15 protein-coding genes are annotated in these 14,235 nt (G+C 65.3%); 12 read left to right on the top strand and 3 right to left on the bottom strand.

All coding sequences use genetic code 11. From position 1 onward, the window contains the following. The first annotated feature begins 31 nt into the window (after positions 1 to 31). The 6 genes from VF716_RS07655 (at position 32) to VF716_RS07680 (ending at position 4,862) form a co-directional block, all read left to right on the top strand. On the top strand, positions 32 to 925 hold the full coding sequence (locus VF716_RS07655) for an energy transducer TonB (protein ID WP_019405529.1): 894 nt from the start codon (positions 32 to 34) through the stop codon (positions 923 to 925). A gap of 65 nt (positions 926 to 990) precedes the next feature. Next, positions 991 to 1,560 carry a YqgE/AlgH family protein gene (locus VF716_RS07660; protein WP_011914961.1) on the top strand — a complete coding sequence of 190 codons (570 nt, stop codon included), beginning with the start codon at positions 991 to 993 and terminating at the stop codon, positions 1,558 to 1,560. Further along, positions 1,557 to 1,985, top strand: coding sequence for a Holliday junction resolvase RuvX (gene ruvX / locus VF716_RS07665; RefSeq protein WP_011914962.1), 429 nt, complete (start codon positions 1,557 to 1,559; stop codon positions 1,983 to 1,985). Before VF716_RS07660 ends, ruvX begins: the two co-directional genes overlap by 4 nt. Positions 1,986 to 2,002: 17 nt before the next feature. Further along, positions 2,003 to 2,518: a bifunctional pyr operon transcriptional regulator/uracil phosphoribosyltransferase PyrR gene (pyrR, locus tag VF716_RS07670; RefSeq protein ID WP_125855920.1), complete on the top strand. Its 516-nt coding sequence runs from the start codon at positions 2,003 to 2,005 to the stop codon at positions 2,516 to 2,518. Positions 2,519 to 2,571: 53 nt separating this feature from the next. Beyond that, entirely contained in the window at positions 2,572 to 3,588 is a 1,017-nt protein-coding gene (locus VF716_RS07675; RefSeq protein WP_011914964.1) for an aspartate carbamoyltransferase catalytic subunit, read from the top strand. Beyond that, a complete protein-coding gene (locus VF716_RS07680; RefSeq protein ID WP_045159850.1) occupies positions 3,588 to 4,862 on the top strand; it encodes a dihydroorotase in 1,275 nt (424 codons plus the stop codon). The genes VF716_RS07675 and VF716_RS07680 overlap by 1 nt, the downstream gene beginning before the upstream one ends. A gap of 57 nt (positions 4,863 to 4,919) precedes the next feature. On the opposite strand, the gene VF716_RS07685 is transcribed toward VF716_RS07680, so the two are convergent. After that, positions 4,920 to 5,315, bottom strand: a complete 396-nt coding sequence (locus VF716_RS07685) for an NINE protein (RefSeq protein ID WP_011914966.1) — start codon at positions 5,313 to 5,315, stop codon at positions 4,920 to 4,922. 135 nt (positions 5,316 to 5,450) lie between these two features. On the opposite strand from VF716_RS07685, the gene VF716_RS07690 reads away from it, so the two are divergent. Next, on the top strand, positions 5,451 to 6,665 hold the full coding sequence (locus tag VF716_RS07690) for a putative DNA modification/repair radical SAM protein (RefSeq protein ID WP_013984321.1): 1,215 nt from the start codon (positions 5,451 to 5,453) through the stop codon (positions 6,663 to 6,665). Further along, positions 6,665 to 7,498 carry a TIGR03915 family putative DNA repair protein gene (locus VF716_RS07695; protein WP_440552417.1) on the top strand — a complete coding sequence of 278 codons (834 nt, stop codon included), beginning with the start codon at positions 6,665 to 6,667 and terminating at the stop codon, positions 7,496 to 7,498. Before VF716_RS07690 ends, VF716_RS07695 begins: the two co-directional genes overlap by 1 nt. Here the strand turns inward: VF716_RS07695 and VF716_RS07700 are convergent. After that, on the bottom strand, positions 7,495 to 8,640 hold the full coding sequence (locus VF716_RS07700) for a PilT/PilU family type 4a pilus ATPase (RefSeq protein ID WP_440552419.1): 1,146 nt from the start codon (positions 8,638 to 8,640) through the stop codon (positions 7,495 to 7,497). The two genes, VF716_RS07695 and VF716_RS07700, sit on opposite strands and share 4 nt — an antisense overlap. Before the next feature lie 59 nt (positions 8,641 to 8,699). Then, the gene (gene pilT / locus VF716_RS07705) at positions 8,700 to 9,734 is read right to left on the bottom strand and encodes a type IV pilus twitching motility protein PilT (protein WP_011914970.1); all 1,035 of its coding nucleotides are present in this window, start codon (positions 9,732 to 9,734) and stop codon (positions 8,700 to 8,702) included. A gap of 66 nt (positions 9,735 to 9,800) precedes the next feature. On the opposite strand from pilT, the gene VF716_RS07710 reads away from it, so the two are divergent. The 4 genes from VF716_RS07710 (at position 9,801) to VF716_RS07725 (ending at position 14,162) form a co-directional block, all read left to right on the top strand. Further along, entirely contained in the window at positions 9,801 to 10,490 is a 690-nt protein-coding gene (locus VF716_RS07710) for a YggS family pyridoxal phosphate-dependent enzyme (protein ID WP_440552421.1), read from the top strand. A 10-nt stretch (positions 10,491 to 10,500) separates the two neighbouring features. After that, positions 10,501 to 11,325, top strand: a complete 825-nt coding sequence (gene proC, locus VF716_RS07715; protein WP_013984325.1) for a pyrroline-5-carboxylate reductase — start codon at positions 10,501 to 10,503, stop codon at positions 11,323 to 11,325. A 9-nt stretch (positions 11,326 to 11,334) separates the two neighbouring features. After that, a complete protein-coding gene (locus tag VF716_RS07720; protein WP_014598006.1) occupies positions 11,335 to 11,925 on the top strand; it encodes a YggT family protein in 591 nt (196 codons plus the stop codon). 269 nt (positions 11,926 to 12,194) lie between these two features. Beyond that, positions 12,195 to 14,162, top strand: coding sequence for a dynamin-like GTPase family protein (locus VF716_RS07725; protein WP_125872070.1), 1,968 nt, complete (start codon positions 12,195 to 12,197; stop codon positions 14,160 to 14,162). Positions 14,163 to 14,235 lie beyond the last annotated feature (73 nt).

Below are 14,235 nucleotides of genomic sequence, written 5' to 3' on the forward strand. Positions count from 1 at the left end.
TGCGCGGCACTTCGAGCCGACCCGACACGCGATGAACGCCGCTATCCGCCATCCTGCGCCTGAAACGACCCGAGTCCGCCCCGCGGACCGGCTCGGCTTCACGCTTTTCCTGGCTGCCGCACTGCACCTGGCCCTGATCCTCGGCCTGGGCTTCACGCTGTCCGAACCGAAGCAGATCAGCAAGACGCTGGAAATCACCCTCTCGACGTTCAAGAGCGAGGAAAAGCCCAAGGACGCGGATTTCCTTGCTCAGGACAACCAGCAGGGCAGCGGTACGCTGGAGCACAAGGCGTCGCCGAAGACCACCGAGCAGGCACCCTTTCAGGACACCGAAGTCCGCAAAGTCACTCCGCCCGCCGCACCCCCGCCCAGCACCCGGCCTGAGCCGGCCAAGACGGTCGTCACCACGCGCAGCCCGCAGCAGCAGAAGGCAGAGGTCAAGCAGCAGACGCAACCACAGCCCGAGCCGCAGTCCGCCCCGGCATTCGACAGTTCGCAGCTGAGCGCCGAGATCGCCAGCCTTGAGGCCGAACTGGCGAAGGACGTCGAGCGCTACGCCAAACGACCGCGGGTCAGCCGACAGAACAGCGCGGCCACGATGCGTGACATCAGCGCCTGGTATCGCGACGAATGGCGCAAGAAAGTCGAGCGCATCGGCAACCTCAACTACCCCGACGAAGCCCGCCGCCAGCAGATCTACGGCAGCCTGCGCATGCTCGTCACCATCAACCGCGACGGCACCGTGCAGGAACTGCGCGTGATCGAGTCGTCCGGCCAGCCGGTGCTCGATGATGCCGCACTCCGCATCGTTCGCCTGGCCGCGCCGTTCGCCCCCTTCACCGGCGAACTGGCGCAGAAGTACGATCAGGTCGAGATCATCCGCACCTGGCGCTTCGAACGCGGTGACCGGCTGTCCAGCCGCTGAGACGCACGCGGGACCAACGGTCGCAGCTGTAGCCGGAATGCGGTGCAACGCTTAAGCTAACGCGCATGAAAAGCACCGCGCCCAGCTACCTCAAGCATCACTTTCTGATCGCCATGCCGCAGATGGCCGATCCGAACTTTGCCCAGACGCTGATCTACCTGATCGAGCACGGCCCGGAAGGCGCCATGGGGCTTATCGTCAACCGTCCAAGTGGCCTGAGCCTGGCCGATGTGCTCGAGCAGCTGCGCCCGGACGAACCGATTCCGGCACTTTGTCAGAGCCTGCCTATCTTCGCAGGCGGCCCGGTGCAGACCGACCGCGGCTTCGTCCTGCATTCGGCCGAGCAGCAGTTTCAGGCGACCTTGATGCTCGGCCCGCTCGGCATGAGCACGTCCCAGGATGTGCTGTTCGCCATTGCCGACGGTCAAGGCCCGCAGCGGCATTTCGTGGCGCTGGGCTACGCCGGCTGGGAAGCCGGCCAGCTGGAAGCGGAGCTGGCCGACAATACCTGGCTGAGCTGTCCGGCCGACCCACAGATCCTATTTGACCTCCCCCACGATCAGCGCCTGCAGGCAGCCGCCGCCTCGCTGGGCGTCGACCTGCGCCTGCTCAGCACCCAGGTCGGCCACGCATGAGCACGCCGCGGCTGCTGCTCGGCTTCGACTATGGCACCAAGCAGATCGGCGTCGCCGTCGGCCAGGTCGTGACCGGCCAGGCCCGCGAGCTGTGCGTGCTCAAGGCGCAGAACGGCGTACCCGATTGGCAGCAGATCGAGGCGCTGTTGCGCGAATGGCAGCCCGACGCGCTGGTGGTCGGCCTGCCGCTGAACATGGACGGCAGTCCGAGCGAGATGAGCGCTCGCGCAGAGAAATTCGCGCGCCGCCTCAACGGCCGCTTCAACCTGCCGGTGCACACCCACGACGAACGCCTGACCACCTTCGAGGCCAAAGGCGAGCGGCTGCGCCAGGGCCAGCACGGAGGCTATCGCGAACGGCCGGTCGATGCCCTGGCCGCCGCCCTGTTACTGGAAGGCTGGCTGAACGATCACGCCGGCGCCTGATCCCGAAAGGAGACCCCATGATCCTGCCAAATCCCGAACAGCTGCTGCCCGAGATGACCGACGCACTGGAGCGCTACCTGAACGAGCGCGACATCCGCGAGCCGCGCTTCATCGGCATTCGTACAGGCGGAGTCTGGGTCGCCCAGGCGCTGCTCGATGCACGCGGACAGAGCGAACCGCTCGGCGTGCTCGACGTGTCCTTCTATCGCGACGACTTCACCCAGAAGGGCTTGCATCCGCAGGTGCAGCCTTCGGAGCTGCCATTCGAGATCGAGGGCCAGCACCTGGTGCTGATCGACGACGTACTGATGACCGGCCGTACCATCCGCGCCGCGCTCAACGAGCTGTTCGACTACGGCCGGCCTGCCAGCGTGACCCTCGTCTGCCTGCTCGACCTCAACGCCCGCGAACTGCCGATCCGGCCTGACGTGGTCGGGGCGACGCTGTCGCTGGCGCCGGATCAGCGCATCAAGCTGCTTGGTCCGGCGCCGCTGGCGCTCGAGCCGCAGCGACTGGAAGCCAGCCAGTCCTGACGCCGGCACCCTCCATCTAACGCCTATCTCCCGCTGCCCACCGAGATCCTGCGATGACGCCCACTGACGCCAAGCGCCCGCTACAGCTGAACGACCAAGGCCAGCTGCGCCATTTTCTCTCCCTCGACGGCCTGCCCCGCGAGCTGCTCACCGAGATTCTGGACACCGCCGACTCCTTCCTCGAGGTTGGCGCGCGTGCGGTGAAGAAGGTTCCGCTGCTACGCGGCAAGACCGTCTGCAACGTCTTCTTCGAGAACTCCACCCGCACCCGTACCACCTTCGAACTGGCGGCCAAGCGCTTGTCGGCCGACGTCATCACGCTCAACGTCTCGACCTCCTCCACCAGCAAGGGCGAGACCCTCACCGACACCCTGCGCAACCTGGAAGCCATGGCGGCGGACATGTTCGTGGTGCGCCACGCGGACTCCGGAGCCGCGCATTTCATCGCCGAGCACGTTAGCCCGGACGTGGCGGTGATCAACGGTGGCGACGGTCGCCATGCGCACCCGACCCAGGGCATGCTCGACATGCTCACCATCCGCCGGCACAAGGGCAGCTTCGACAATCTGTCGGTGGCCATCGTCGGCGATATCCTGCACTCGCGGGTGGCGCGCTCGAACATGCTGGCCCTGCGTACCCTGGGCTGCCCTGACATCCGTGTGATCGCGCCGAAAACGCTGCTGCCGGAAGGCATCGAACAGTACGGCGTGCGCGTATTCACCGACATGAACGAAGGCCTGCGCGACGTCGACGTGGTGATCATGTTGCGCCTGCAGCGCGAACGCATGCAGGGCGGTCTGCTGCCCAGCGAAGGCGAGTTCTACAAGCTCTACGGCCTGACCACCCAGCGCCTGGCGCTGGCCAGGCCGGACGCCATCGTCATGCACCCGGGCCCGATCAACCGCGGCGTGGAGATCGAGTCCGCGGTGGCCGACGGCCCGCAGTCGGTCATTCTCAACCAGGTCACCTACGGCATCGCCATCCGCATGGCCGTGCTGTCCATGGCGATGAGCGGCCAGACCGCGCAGCGCCAGATCGATTCCGAATCCGTATCCGAGGAGCAGCAGTGATGGTGGCAACAAGAATCCTCGGCGCGCGCGTTATCGACCCCAACAGCGGGCGCGACGAAGTCGCCGATATCTTCCTGCAGGATGGCAGGATCACGGCCATTGGCCAGGCTCCTGCCGGCTTCGAGGCTCAGCAGACAATCGATGCGCAAGGCCTGATCGCCGCACCCGGGCTCGTCGATCTCTCGGTCGCCCTGCGCGAGCCGGGCTACAGCCGCAAGGGCACGATCGCCAGTGAAACCCTGGCTGCGGCAGCCGGCGGCATCACCAGTCTGTGCTGCCCACCGCAGACGCGTCCGGTGCTGGACACCGCCGCGGTGGCCGAGCTGATCCTCGACCGCGCCCGCGAATCCGGCCATGCCAAGGTCTTCCCGATCGGTGCGCTGACCCGTAACCTGGCCGGAGAACAGCTGTCCGAGCTGGTCGCCTTGCGCGAGGCCGGCTGCGTCGCTTTCGGCAATGGGCTCACCGAGTTCGCCAGCAACCGCAACCTGCGCCGCGCCCTGGAATACGCCGCCACCTTCGACCTGACGGTGATCTTTCATTCCCAGGACAGCGACCTGGCCGAAGGCGGCCTCGCCCATGAGGGTGCCGCCGCCAGCTTCCTGGGCCTGTCCGGCATTCCGGATACCGCGGAAACCGTGGCCCTGGCGCGCAACCTCCTGCTGGTGGAGCGCTCCGGCGTGCGCGCGCACTTCGCTCAGCTGACCAGCGCCCGCGGTGCGGAGATGATCGCCCAGGCCCAGGCGCGCGGCTTGCCGGTAACCGCCGACGTGGCCATGTATCAGCTGATCCTCACCGACGAGGCGCTGCACGGCTTCTCCAGCCTCTATCACGTGCAGCCGCCACTGCGCGGCACGGCCGATCGTGACGGCTTGCGCGAGGCGGTCAAGGCGGGCGTGATCTCGACGATTTCGAGCCACCATCAACCGCACGAAGCCGACGCCAAGCTGGCGCCGTTCGGTGAAACCGAGCCGGGGATCAGCAGCGCGGAGATTCTTCTGCCACTGGCGATGACGCTGGTGGACGACGGCTTGCTCGACCTGCCGACCCTGCTGGCGCGCCTCACCAGCGGCCCGGCCGCCGCGCTGCAACTGTCCGCCGGCAGACTGCAGGCCGGCCAGCCCGCCGACCTGGTGCTGTTCGACCCGCACAGCTCGACCCTGGTTGGCGAAAGCTGGTACTCGAAAGGGCGCAACTGTCCGTTCATGGGCCATTGCCTGCCGGGTTCGGTGCGCTACACGCTCGTCGACGGCCACATCAGCTACCAGGCCTGAGCGCAGACGGCCGGGGCGGCTGCTCGCCCGCTCCGGCCCAAGGCTTCTCGGCCGCGCTCAGACCCGCGCGCGATTGCGCTCGGATATCTGTGTGTTCAGCGTCCAGAAGTCGTAGAGCACGCCGATGAAGAACAGCCCGCCGGTGAACAGGTAGAGGATGCCGGTGATCCACTTGCCCTGATACATGCGGTGCACGCCGAAGACGCCGAGAAAGGTCAGCAGGATCCAGCCCACCGTGTAATCGATAGGTCCCGGCTGGAAGCGCAGGTCCGCTTCGCGATCCATCGAGGGGATCAGGAACAGGTCGATGATCCAGCCGATGAAGAACAGGCCGAGGGTGAAGAACCAGATGGTGCCGGTGATCGGCTTGCCGTAGTAGAAGCGGTGGGAGCCGAGAAAGCCGAATATCCACAGGAGATAACCGATCAGCGTGCTGTGAGTGTTCTGCCGCATCCGAACCTCGATAGGCGGTTGAGTGAATGACGAACAGCTTATCCGATAATTCGCTCAGCCAGCGCCGCCAGACGGCCACCGAAGCCGTCGCCTGCCGTGATACTGTATATGCAAACAGTACTCATGATTCCCGTCATGCAACTGATCGACAAACTCAGCGTGCTCGCCGACGCTGCCAAGTACGACGTTTCGTGTGCCAGCAGTGGCGCGCCGAAGCGCTCGTCCAAAGGCAAGAGCGGGCTCGGCGCCACCGATGGCATGGGCATCTGCCACAGCTTTACCCCGGATGGTCGCTGCGTGGCGCTGCTGAAGATCCTGCTCACCAATTTCTGCCTGTACGACTGCCAGTACTGCGTCAATCGGCGCTCCAGCGACGTACCCCGCGCGCGCTTCACGCCGGAGGAGGTAGTCGAGCTGACGCTGGACTTCTATCGCCGCAATTGCATCAGCGGGCTCTTCCTCAGTTCCGGCATCATCCGCTCGGCCGACTACACTATGGAGCAGCTGGTGCGGGTCGCCAGGCTGCTGCGCGAAGAGCATGAATTTCGCGGCTACATCCACCTCAAGACGATTCCCGATGCCGACCCGCTGCTGATCGCCGAAGCCGGGCGCCATGCCGACCGGCTCAGCGTGAACATCGAGCTGCCGACCGAGAGCAGCCTGATTCGCCTGGCCCCGGAAAAACAGGTGCTGACCATCAAGCAGGCCATGCACACCATTCATCAGGGCGAGGCCGAGGCCAGCGCGGAGAAGCGTGCACCGCGTTTCGCTCCTGCCGGGCAGAGCACGCAGATGATCGTTGGCGCCGATGACACCGACGACCGCACCATCCTGCATACCGCGCAGTCCCTTTACGGCGACTATCGCCTGCGGCGGGTCTACTACTCCGCGTTCAGCCCCATTCCGCACAGCCCGAAAAGTGTGCCGTTCGCCGCACCGCCACTGTTGCGCGAGCATCGGCTGTACCAGGCGGATTTTCTCATGCGCGGCTATGGTTTCTCGGCCGGCGAACTGCTCAGCGGCCCCGGTAACCTTGCCCTGGACGTAGACCCGAAACTGGCCTGGGCGCTGGCCAACCGGGAACATTTCCCGATCGACCTCAACCGTGCCGAACCGACCATGATTGCCCGCGTTCCCGGTATCGGCGTGCTCAGCGCCAAGCGACTGGTGGACTTGCGACGGCACAAGCGCATCCGCTTCGAGGACCTGACCCGCCTGCGCTGCTCGCTGGAAAAGGCCAAGCCGTTCATCGTCACCCATGACTACCGCCCCAGCCTCGCCGGGCAGGAATCGGCGGCGTTGCGGCAGCACCTGCGCGACGGCTCGCCAACGCAGATGGCGCTCTGGTGATGCGCACGGTGCGCTTCGACGGAAGCTTCCAGGGCTGGCGAGACGCGGCGCGGGTGCTGCTGCAGGAGCAGATCGCACCGCATGAGGTGAACTGGGCAAGCGGCGGGGACGTCGGCTTGTTCGATGAGCCGATGTCCGCGCCAGCAGCCACTGACGGGCCGCGCATCCGCGTACCTCGGCAGCTCCTCGATGAGTTGGAGATGGCCGCACGCTTTCGCACCGAGCATCGCTGGAGCCTGCTGTATCACGTGCTCTGGCGGGTCATACAGGGCGACGCCAGCGCCCGAATGGCGGGCGATGTCGATGGCAGCGAGCTGTATGCCCGAATCAAGGCGGTTCGCCGCGAGGCGCACCATCTGCATGCCTTCCTGCGCTTCAGCCCGCTGGAAGATGGCGACGGCCCGCGGCATGTAGCCTGGTTCGAACCGGCGCACGACGTGCTGCCATGGGCCGCACACCATTTCGCCGAGCGCATGGGCGAGAACAGCTGGCTGATCGCGACACCGGACGATGGTGTCTGCTGGAACGGTCAGACCCTTCATCACGTCCGCCCCTGCCCGCCACAATGGCAGCGCCTGGCGCAGAGCGCTGCCGACCCCGGCGGCGAACTATGGAAGGCCTATTACGAGAGCACCTTCAATCCGGCCCGATTGAACCGCAGCGTGCTGCAAAGCAACCTGCCGGTACGGTTCTGGAAGAACCTGCCCGAAGGCATGCTGATTCCGCAACTGATGAGTCGCGCACGCGCCGGTGCGCAGCGTGATGGCCAGGCCGAGCGCGTTGCCGCCCGGCAGGGCAAGCGCATCGGCCGGCAACCGGACGCGGACGCTTAACGGAAGCGCCGGCCCGGGTCCTCGTTGCTGACCTCCAGGCTCAGGCCCTGGGATACGCTGGTCAGGTGCTCACCGTCGGTTTCCGAACCCAGCTTGATCAGCAGTCGCAGGTCGTTGGCCGAGTCAGCATGCAGCAGGGCATCTTCGTAGGTGATCTCCCCCTGCACGTAGAGGTTGTACAGCGCCTGGTCGAAGGTCTGCATACCCAGCTCGGTGGAGCGCTTCATCAGCGATTTCAGCTCGTGCACCTCGCCCTTGCGGATCAGGTCGGCCGCCAGCGGCGTATTGATCAGCACCTCGATGACCGCACGACGACCCTTGCCGTCCGGGGTCGGAACCAGCTGCTGGGCGACGATGGCCTTGAGGTTGAGCGACAGGTCCATCCAGACCTGGTTGTGCCGGTCCGGCGGGAAGAAGTTGATGATGCGGTCCAGCGCCTGGTTGGCGTTGTTGGCGTGCAGCGTGGCCAGGCACAGGTGGCCGGTTTCGGCGAAGGCGACCGCGTAATCCATGGTTTCGCGGGTACGGATCTCGCCGATGAGGATCACGTCCGGCGCCTGGCGCAGGGTGTTCTTCAGGGCCACCTCGAAGGAGCTGGTGTCGATGCCCACTTCGCGCTGGGTGACGATGCAATTCTGGTGCTGGTGGATGAATTCGATCGGGTCTTCGATGGAGATGATGTGCCCGCTGGAGTTCTTGTTGCGGTAGCCGATCATCGAGGCCAGCGACGTCGACTTGCCGGTACCGGTGGCGCCGACGAACAGCACCAGACCACGTTTGGTCATCGACAGCTTCTTCAGGACGTCCGGCAGCTTGAGCTCTTCGATGGTCGGGATGTTGGTCTCGATGCGACGCAGCACCATGCCGGCCAGGTTTCGCTGATAGAACGCGCTGACACGGAAGCGACCGATGCCGCGGGCACTGATGGCGAAGTTGCATTCGTGGTTCTCGGTGAACTCGCGGCGCTGCTGCTCGTTCATCACGCCGTGCACGGTTTCCCGGGTCATCTCCGGCGACATGGGCGTCTTGCTCACCGGCATGATCTTGCCGTTGACCTTCATCGACGGCGGCACGCCAGCGGTGATGAACAGATCGGAGCCGCCTTTTTCGACCATCAGGCGCAGAAGTTTCTCGAATTCCATCGTCGTACTCGCAATCGTGGCAAGCGCCGCACCGGGCGGCGTCCGGGGTTGTCAGGCGTTTAGAAATTCTCGGGCTGCTTGGCCTTTTCCCGCGCGCTGTCGCGGCTGATCAGGCCCTTGGCCAGCAGCCCCTTGAGGCACATGTCCAGGGTCTGCATGCCGAGCGAACCGCCGGTCTGGATCGCCGAGTACATCTGCGCCACCTTGTCCTCGCGGATCAGGTTACGGATCGCCGGGGTGCCGATCATGATCTCGTGGGCCGCGACGCGGCCGCCACCGATCTTCTTCAGCAGGGTCTGCGAGATCACCGCCTGCAGCGATTCGGAGAGCATCGAGCGGACCATGGACTTTTCTTCGGCCGGGAACACGTCGACCACGCGGTCGATGGTCTTGGCGGCGGAGGTGGTGTGCAGCGTGCCGAACACGAGGTGGCCGGTTTCCGCGGCGGTCAGTGCCAGGCGAATGGTTTCCAGGTCGCGCATCTCGCCCACCAGGATGATGTCCGGGTCTTCACGCAAGGCCGAGCGCAGCGCCTCGGAGAAGCCCAGGGTGTCGCGGTGCACCTCACGCTGGTTGACCAGGCACTTCTTCGACTCGTGGACGAATTCGATGGGGTCTTCGATGGTGAGAATGTGGTGGTATTTGGTGTTGTTCAGGTAATCGAGCATCGCCGCCAGGGTGGTCGACTTACCCGAGCCGGTAGGCCCGGTGACCAGCACCAGCCCGCGCGGCACGTCGGTGATCTTGCGGAAGACCTCACCCATGTTGAGGTCCTCCATGGTCAGCACCTTGGACGGAATGGTCCGGAACACGGCGCCGGCGCCGCGGTTCTGGTTGAAGGCATTGACGCGGAAGCGCGCCACACCCGGCACCTCGAACGAGAAGTCGGTTTCGAGGAATTCCTCGTAATCCTTGCGCTGCTTGTCGTTCATGATGTCGTAGATCAGCGCATGCACTTGCTTGTGGTCCATGGCCGGCAGATTGATGCGCCGCACGTCACCATCGACGCGGATCATCGGCGGCAGGCCGGCGGAAAGGTGCAAATCCGACGCACCCTGCTTGGCGCTGAAGGCCAGCAGTTCAGTGATATCCATGGGACTCCCCAATTACAAGCGAGCAGGTAGAATGCCGCGCAGACCCCAAGGCGGCGGGCGCAAGTAATGTCCACGATAGAGAAGAATATTGCAAAGGTCGGAGCACGCATCCGTGAGGCGGCGCAAGCTGTGGGTCGTGAGCCCGCCACGGTGGGCCTGCTGGCCGTCAGCAAGACCCAGCCAGCCGCTGCCATTCGCGACGCATTGGCCTCCGGCCTGCGCGATTTCGGCGAGAACTATCTGCAGGAAGCGCTGGACAAGCAGGCCGAGCTGGACGACCTGCCGCTGACCTGGCATTTCATCGGCCCCATCCAGTCGAACAAGACCAAGGCCATCGCCGAACACTTCGACTGGGTGCACTCGGTGGACCGCCTGAAGATCGCCCAGCGCCTCTCCGATCAGCGCCCTGAGGCGCTGCCGCCGTTGAACATCTGCCTGCAGGTGAATGTCAGTGGCGAGGCCAGCAAGTCCGGCTGTGCACCGCAGGAGGTGCAGCAGCTGGCGCGGGCGATCACCGCGCTGCCACGACTGCGCCTGCGCGGTCTGATGTGCATCCCGGCCCCCAGCGAGGATCCGGCCGAGCAACGCGCCGCCTTCGCCCGTCTGCGGCAGCTTCGCGACGAGCTGGCACTTGATCTGGATACGCTGTCCATGGGCATGAGTCAGGATCTGGAAGCTGCCATTGCCGAAGGTGCGACCTGGGTTCGCATCGGCACTGCTCTCTTCGGCGCCCGTGACTACGGCCGCCCTCAATAAAGGAATCGCTATGACCTCTCCCCGCATCGCCTTCATCGGCGCCGGCAACATGGCCGCCAGCCTGATCGGCGGGCTGCGTGCCCAGGGCCTCGCCGCTGAAGCCATCCGCGCCAGCGACCCCGGTGCCGAACAGCGCGCGAAAATCAGCGCCGAACACGGCATCCAGACCTTCGCGCAGAATGCCGAAGCACTGGCTGACGCCGATGTGGTGGTGCTGTCGGTTAAGCCGCAGGTGATGCAGGCCGTCTGCCGCGACCTGGCCGCCCACCTCGAACATGGGCCGCTGATCGTGTCCATCGCCGCCGGCATCAGCTGCGACAGCCTGCAGCGCTGGCTCGGCCCGCGGCCGCAGGCGATCGTGCGCTGCATGCCCAACACACCGGCGCTGCTGCGCCAGGGCGTCAGCGGCTTGTTCGCCAACGCCAAGGTCAGTGCCGAGCAGAAGTCCCAGGCCGAACAGCTGCTGTCAGCCGTCGGCATGGCGCTGTGGCTCGACGAGGAGCACCTGATCGATGCGGTGACTGCCGTTTCCGGCAGTGGCCCGGCCTATTTCTTCCTGCTCATCGAGGCGATGACCGCTGCCGGCGAGCAGCTCGGCCTGCCTCGCGAAACCGCCGCTCAGCTGACCCTGCAGACCGCGCTGGGCGCAGCCCGCATGGCCTGCGAGAGCGATGTCGAGGCGGCCGAACTGCGACGCCGCGTCACCTCGCCGAACGGAACCACCGAAGCGGCGATCAAAGCCTTCCAGGCTGGCGGCTTCGAGCAGCTGGTGCAGCAGGCATTGAACGCCGCTGCACAACGCTCGGCCGAACTGGCCGAACAACTGGGCCAATAAGGAGCATTCATGTCCCAACTCTCGCAAGCCCTGATCCTCGTCATCCAGACCCTGGGCAGCCTTTACCTGCTGATCGTGCTGCTGCGCTTCATCCTCCAGCTGGTGCGTGCCGACTTCTATAACCCGCTCAGCCAGTTCATCGTCAAGGCCACTCACCCGCTGCTACGCCCGATGCGCCGCGTCATCCCGAGCATGGGCTCGCTGGACCTGTCCTCGCTGGTACTCGCGATCATCGTGCAGATGGTGCTGATGGCGCTGATCCTGCTGATCGCCTACGGCACCACCGGCAATCCGCTGCTGCTCCTTGTCTGGGCGCTGGTCGGCATCACCGGTCTGTTCCTCAACATCTTCTTCTGGGCGCTGATCATCAGCGTGATCCTCTCCTGGGTCGCACCGGGCAGCCACAACCCGGGCGCTCAGCTGGTCAGCCAGATCTGCGAGCCGGTGCTGATGCCCTTCCGCCGCCTGCTGCCGAACCTCGGCGGGCTGGATATCTCGCCGATCTTCGCCTTCCTCGCGATCAAGCTGCTGGACATGCTGGTGGTGAACAACCTGGCCACCATGACCCACATGCCGAACATCCTGCGCATGCTTATCTGAGACGCCGTTCATGCTTTGCAGTCAAAGCGGCGGGCCGACGCGAAAAGCGCCTCGGCTTGCCGCCTGGCAGCACGTAGACTGCATTTTCTCGGCTGTTTCCATCCTGCCTCGCGGCATGACCGCGGGGATGTGAACGAGGACATCGACTCGACCCGAGCCGGCGATGACCGTCCATGCCACCGGCAGGCCCGTTCGGTCGCGTCAGGCCTGGACTGAATTGACCGCGCATCGGCGGGTCCGATAATTCGCCGAATCACACCGGGAGCTGGATGAGCATGGAACGACTCGATCGACACGTGGACGCCTACGTCACCTGGAAGCGCGATCTGATTCGTGAGATCACCCGCTATCGCAGCTGGCTGGCGCACAACCGATTGAGCAGCGAGGCCGTCGACGCGCGCCTGGAACGTGCGCTACGGGTGCTGCGCACCGATCACATCACCCTGGCGTTCGTCGGCGAATACTCCCGCGGCAAGACCGAGCTGATCAACAGCCTGTTCTTCTCCAGCTATGGCCAGCGCATCCTGCCGTCCCGCGCCGGTCGCACCACCATGTGCCCCACCGAGCTGCTCTTCGACCCGCGTTCGGAACGATCCTATATTCGCCTGCTGCCCATCGAGTCGCGCCTGGAAGACACCAGCATCGCCCAGCTCAAGCGCACCTCGCGACTGTGGCTGAACCTGCCGCTGGACCCACGTGACCCGCAGAGCATGGCCGAGGCCTTCGCCCAGGTGGCGCAAACCAAGACCGTGCCGGTGGAACAGGCGATCGCCCTCGGCTTCGATCCCGCCACGCTGGAGAGCGTGGGCGGCGGCGACAATGTACTGGTGCCCGCCTGGCGTCACGCCATGGTCAACTTCGACCATCCGCTGCTGCGGCAGGGTCTGCGCATCCTCGACACGCCCGGTCTGAACGCGCTGGGCAGCGAACCCGAACTGACCCTGTCGATGCTGCCCAACGCCCAGGCCATCGTCTTCCTGCTGTCCGCCGACACCGGCGTCACCGCCAGCGACATGCAGATCTGGCAGCAACACATCCGCCAGCTCGACGAAGACACGCAGAACAGCCTGTTCGCCGTGCTGAACAAGATCGACGTGCTCTGGGACGATGTCGCCGGCGAGGCATTCGTGCAGAACGCCATCGAGCAGATCCGCGAGACCACCGCGCAACAGCTGGGCATCGATGCGGCCGACGTCCTGCCGCTTTCGGCCAAACAGGCGCTGATGGCGAAGATCCGTGGCGACCAGGCGCTGCTTGAACGCAGTCAGCTGGCCGAGCTGGAGCAGCTGCTCAGCCAGCGCATCCTGGCGCAGAAGGAGCGCCTGCTCGAAGATCAGGTGGTGCTCCAGGTAATGGCGCTGATCCAGAACAGCCAGCACGCCCTGCGGTTGCGCCTGGAAAAGGTCATCGAGCAACGCGACCTGCTCGCCAGTCACCAGCAGGGCAGCGGCCAGATGCTGCTTGAGCTCACCGCGCGCACGCGCCACGAGCACAACCGCCACCACAAGCGTCTGCTCGACCTGAAGACCAACCAGCGCCTGCTGCAGCGCCAAGGCGAGCTGCTGCGCGCGGCGATCCGCGCGGAGCGGCTGGAAGAGCACCTGACCCGCCTGCGCCGCAGCCTGACCGGCAGCCTGACCACGCTGGGGATCAACCTGGCGATCCTGCATTTCTTCCGCTCGGTTGAGCAGGACCTGGGCATCCTCGAACAGGAAGCCGAACGGGCCAACAAGATGGTGTCGGCGATCTATCGCCGGCATAGCGAAGAGAACCCGCTGCACGGCATCGACCCGCCACTGTTCCAGCTGCAGCCCTACCAGCGCGAACTGCGTGCCCTGCAGGGCAAGGCCGACCAGTTCCGCCTGCAGCTCAAGACGCTGCTGACCGAGCAGCGCACGCTGACCCGGCGCTTCTTCGCCACCCTGGTGCAGGAGGTCATCGGCCTGCATCAGCGCCTGCGCCAGGAAGCCGAGCGCTGGTCCGGCGATGCCCTGACGCCGCTGCTGCAGTTTTCGCTGGAGCACAAGCAGCAGCTGGAAACCCACATGCTGCGCCTGAAGAGCCTGGCCAAGGAAAGTCAGCAGAACAGCCAGCGCGGTCAGCTGCTGACCCGCTACAGCGGCGAACTGGAACAGCAACTGACGCAGGCCGCGGAGATGCTGCGCGCGCTGCGCCGCCCTGCACCGCTTCGCCGCCAGAGCAAGGTGGTCAGCCTGAGCAGCGTCCAGATCAGCTAGCTTCGCTGCCATTTGCCGCCATCGTGGATGGCGAAATGGCAACGCGCCCGCCCGCCGCTGTATTTCAGGATGA

Origin of the sequence: Stutzerimonas sp. Brlt_14 (assembly GCF_051948915.1) — a bacterium.
Taxonomy (GTDB): domain Bacteria; phylum Pseudomonadota; class Gammaproteobacteria; order Pseudomonadales; family Pseudomonadaceae; genus Stutzerimonas; species Stutzerimonas stutzeri.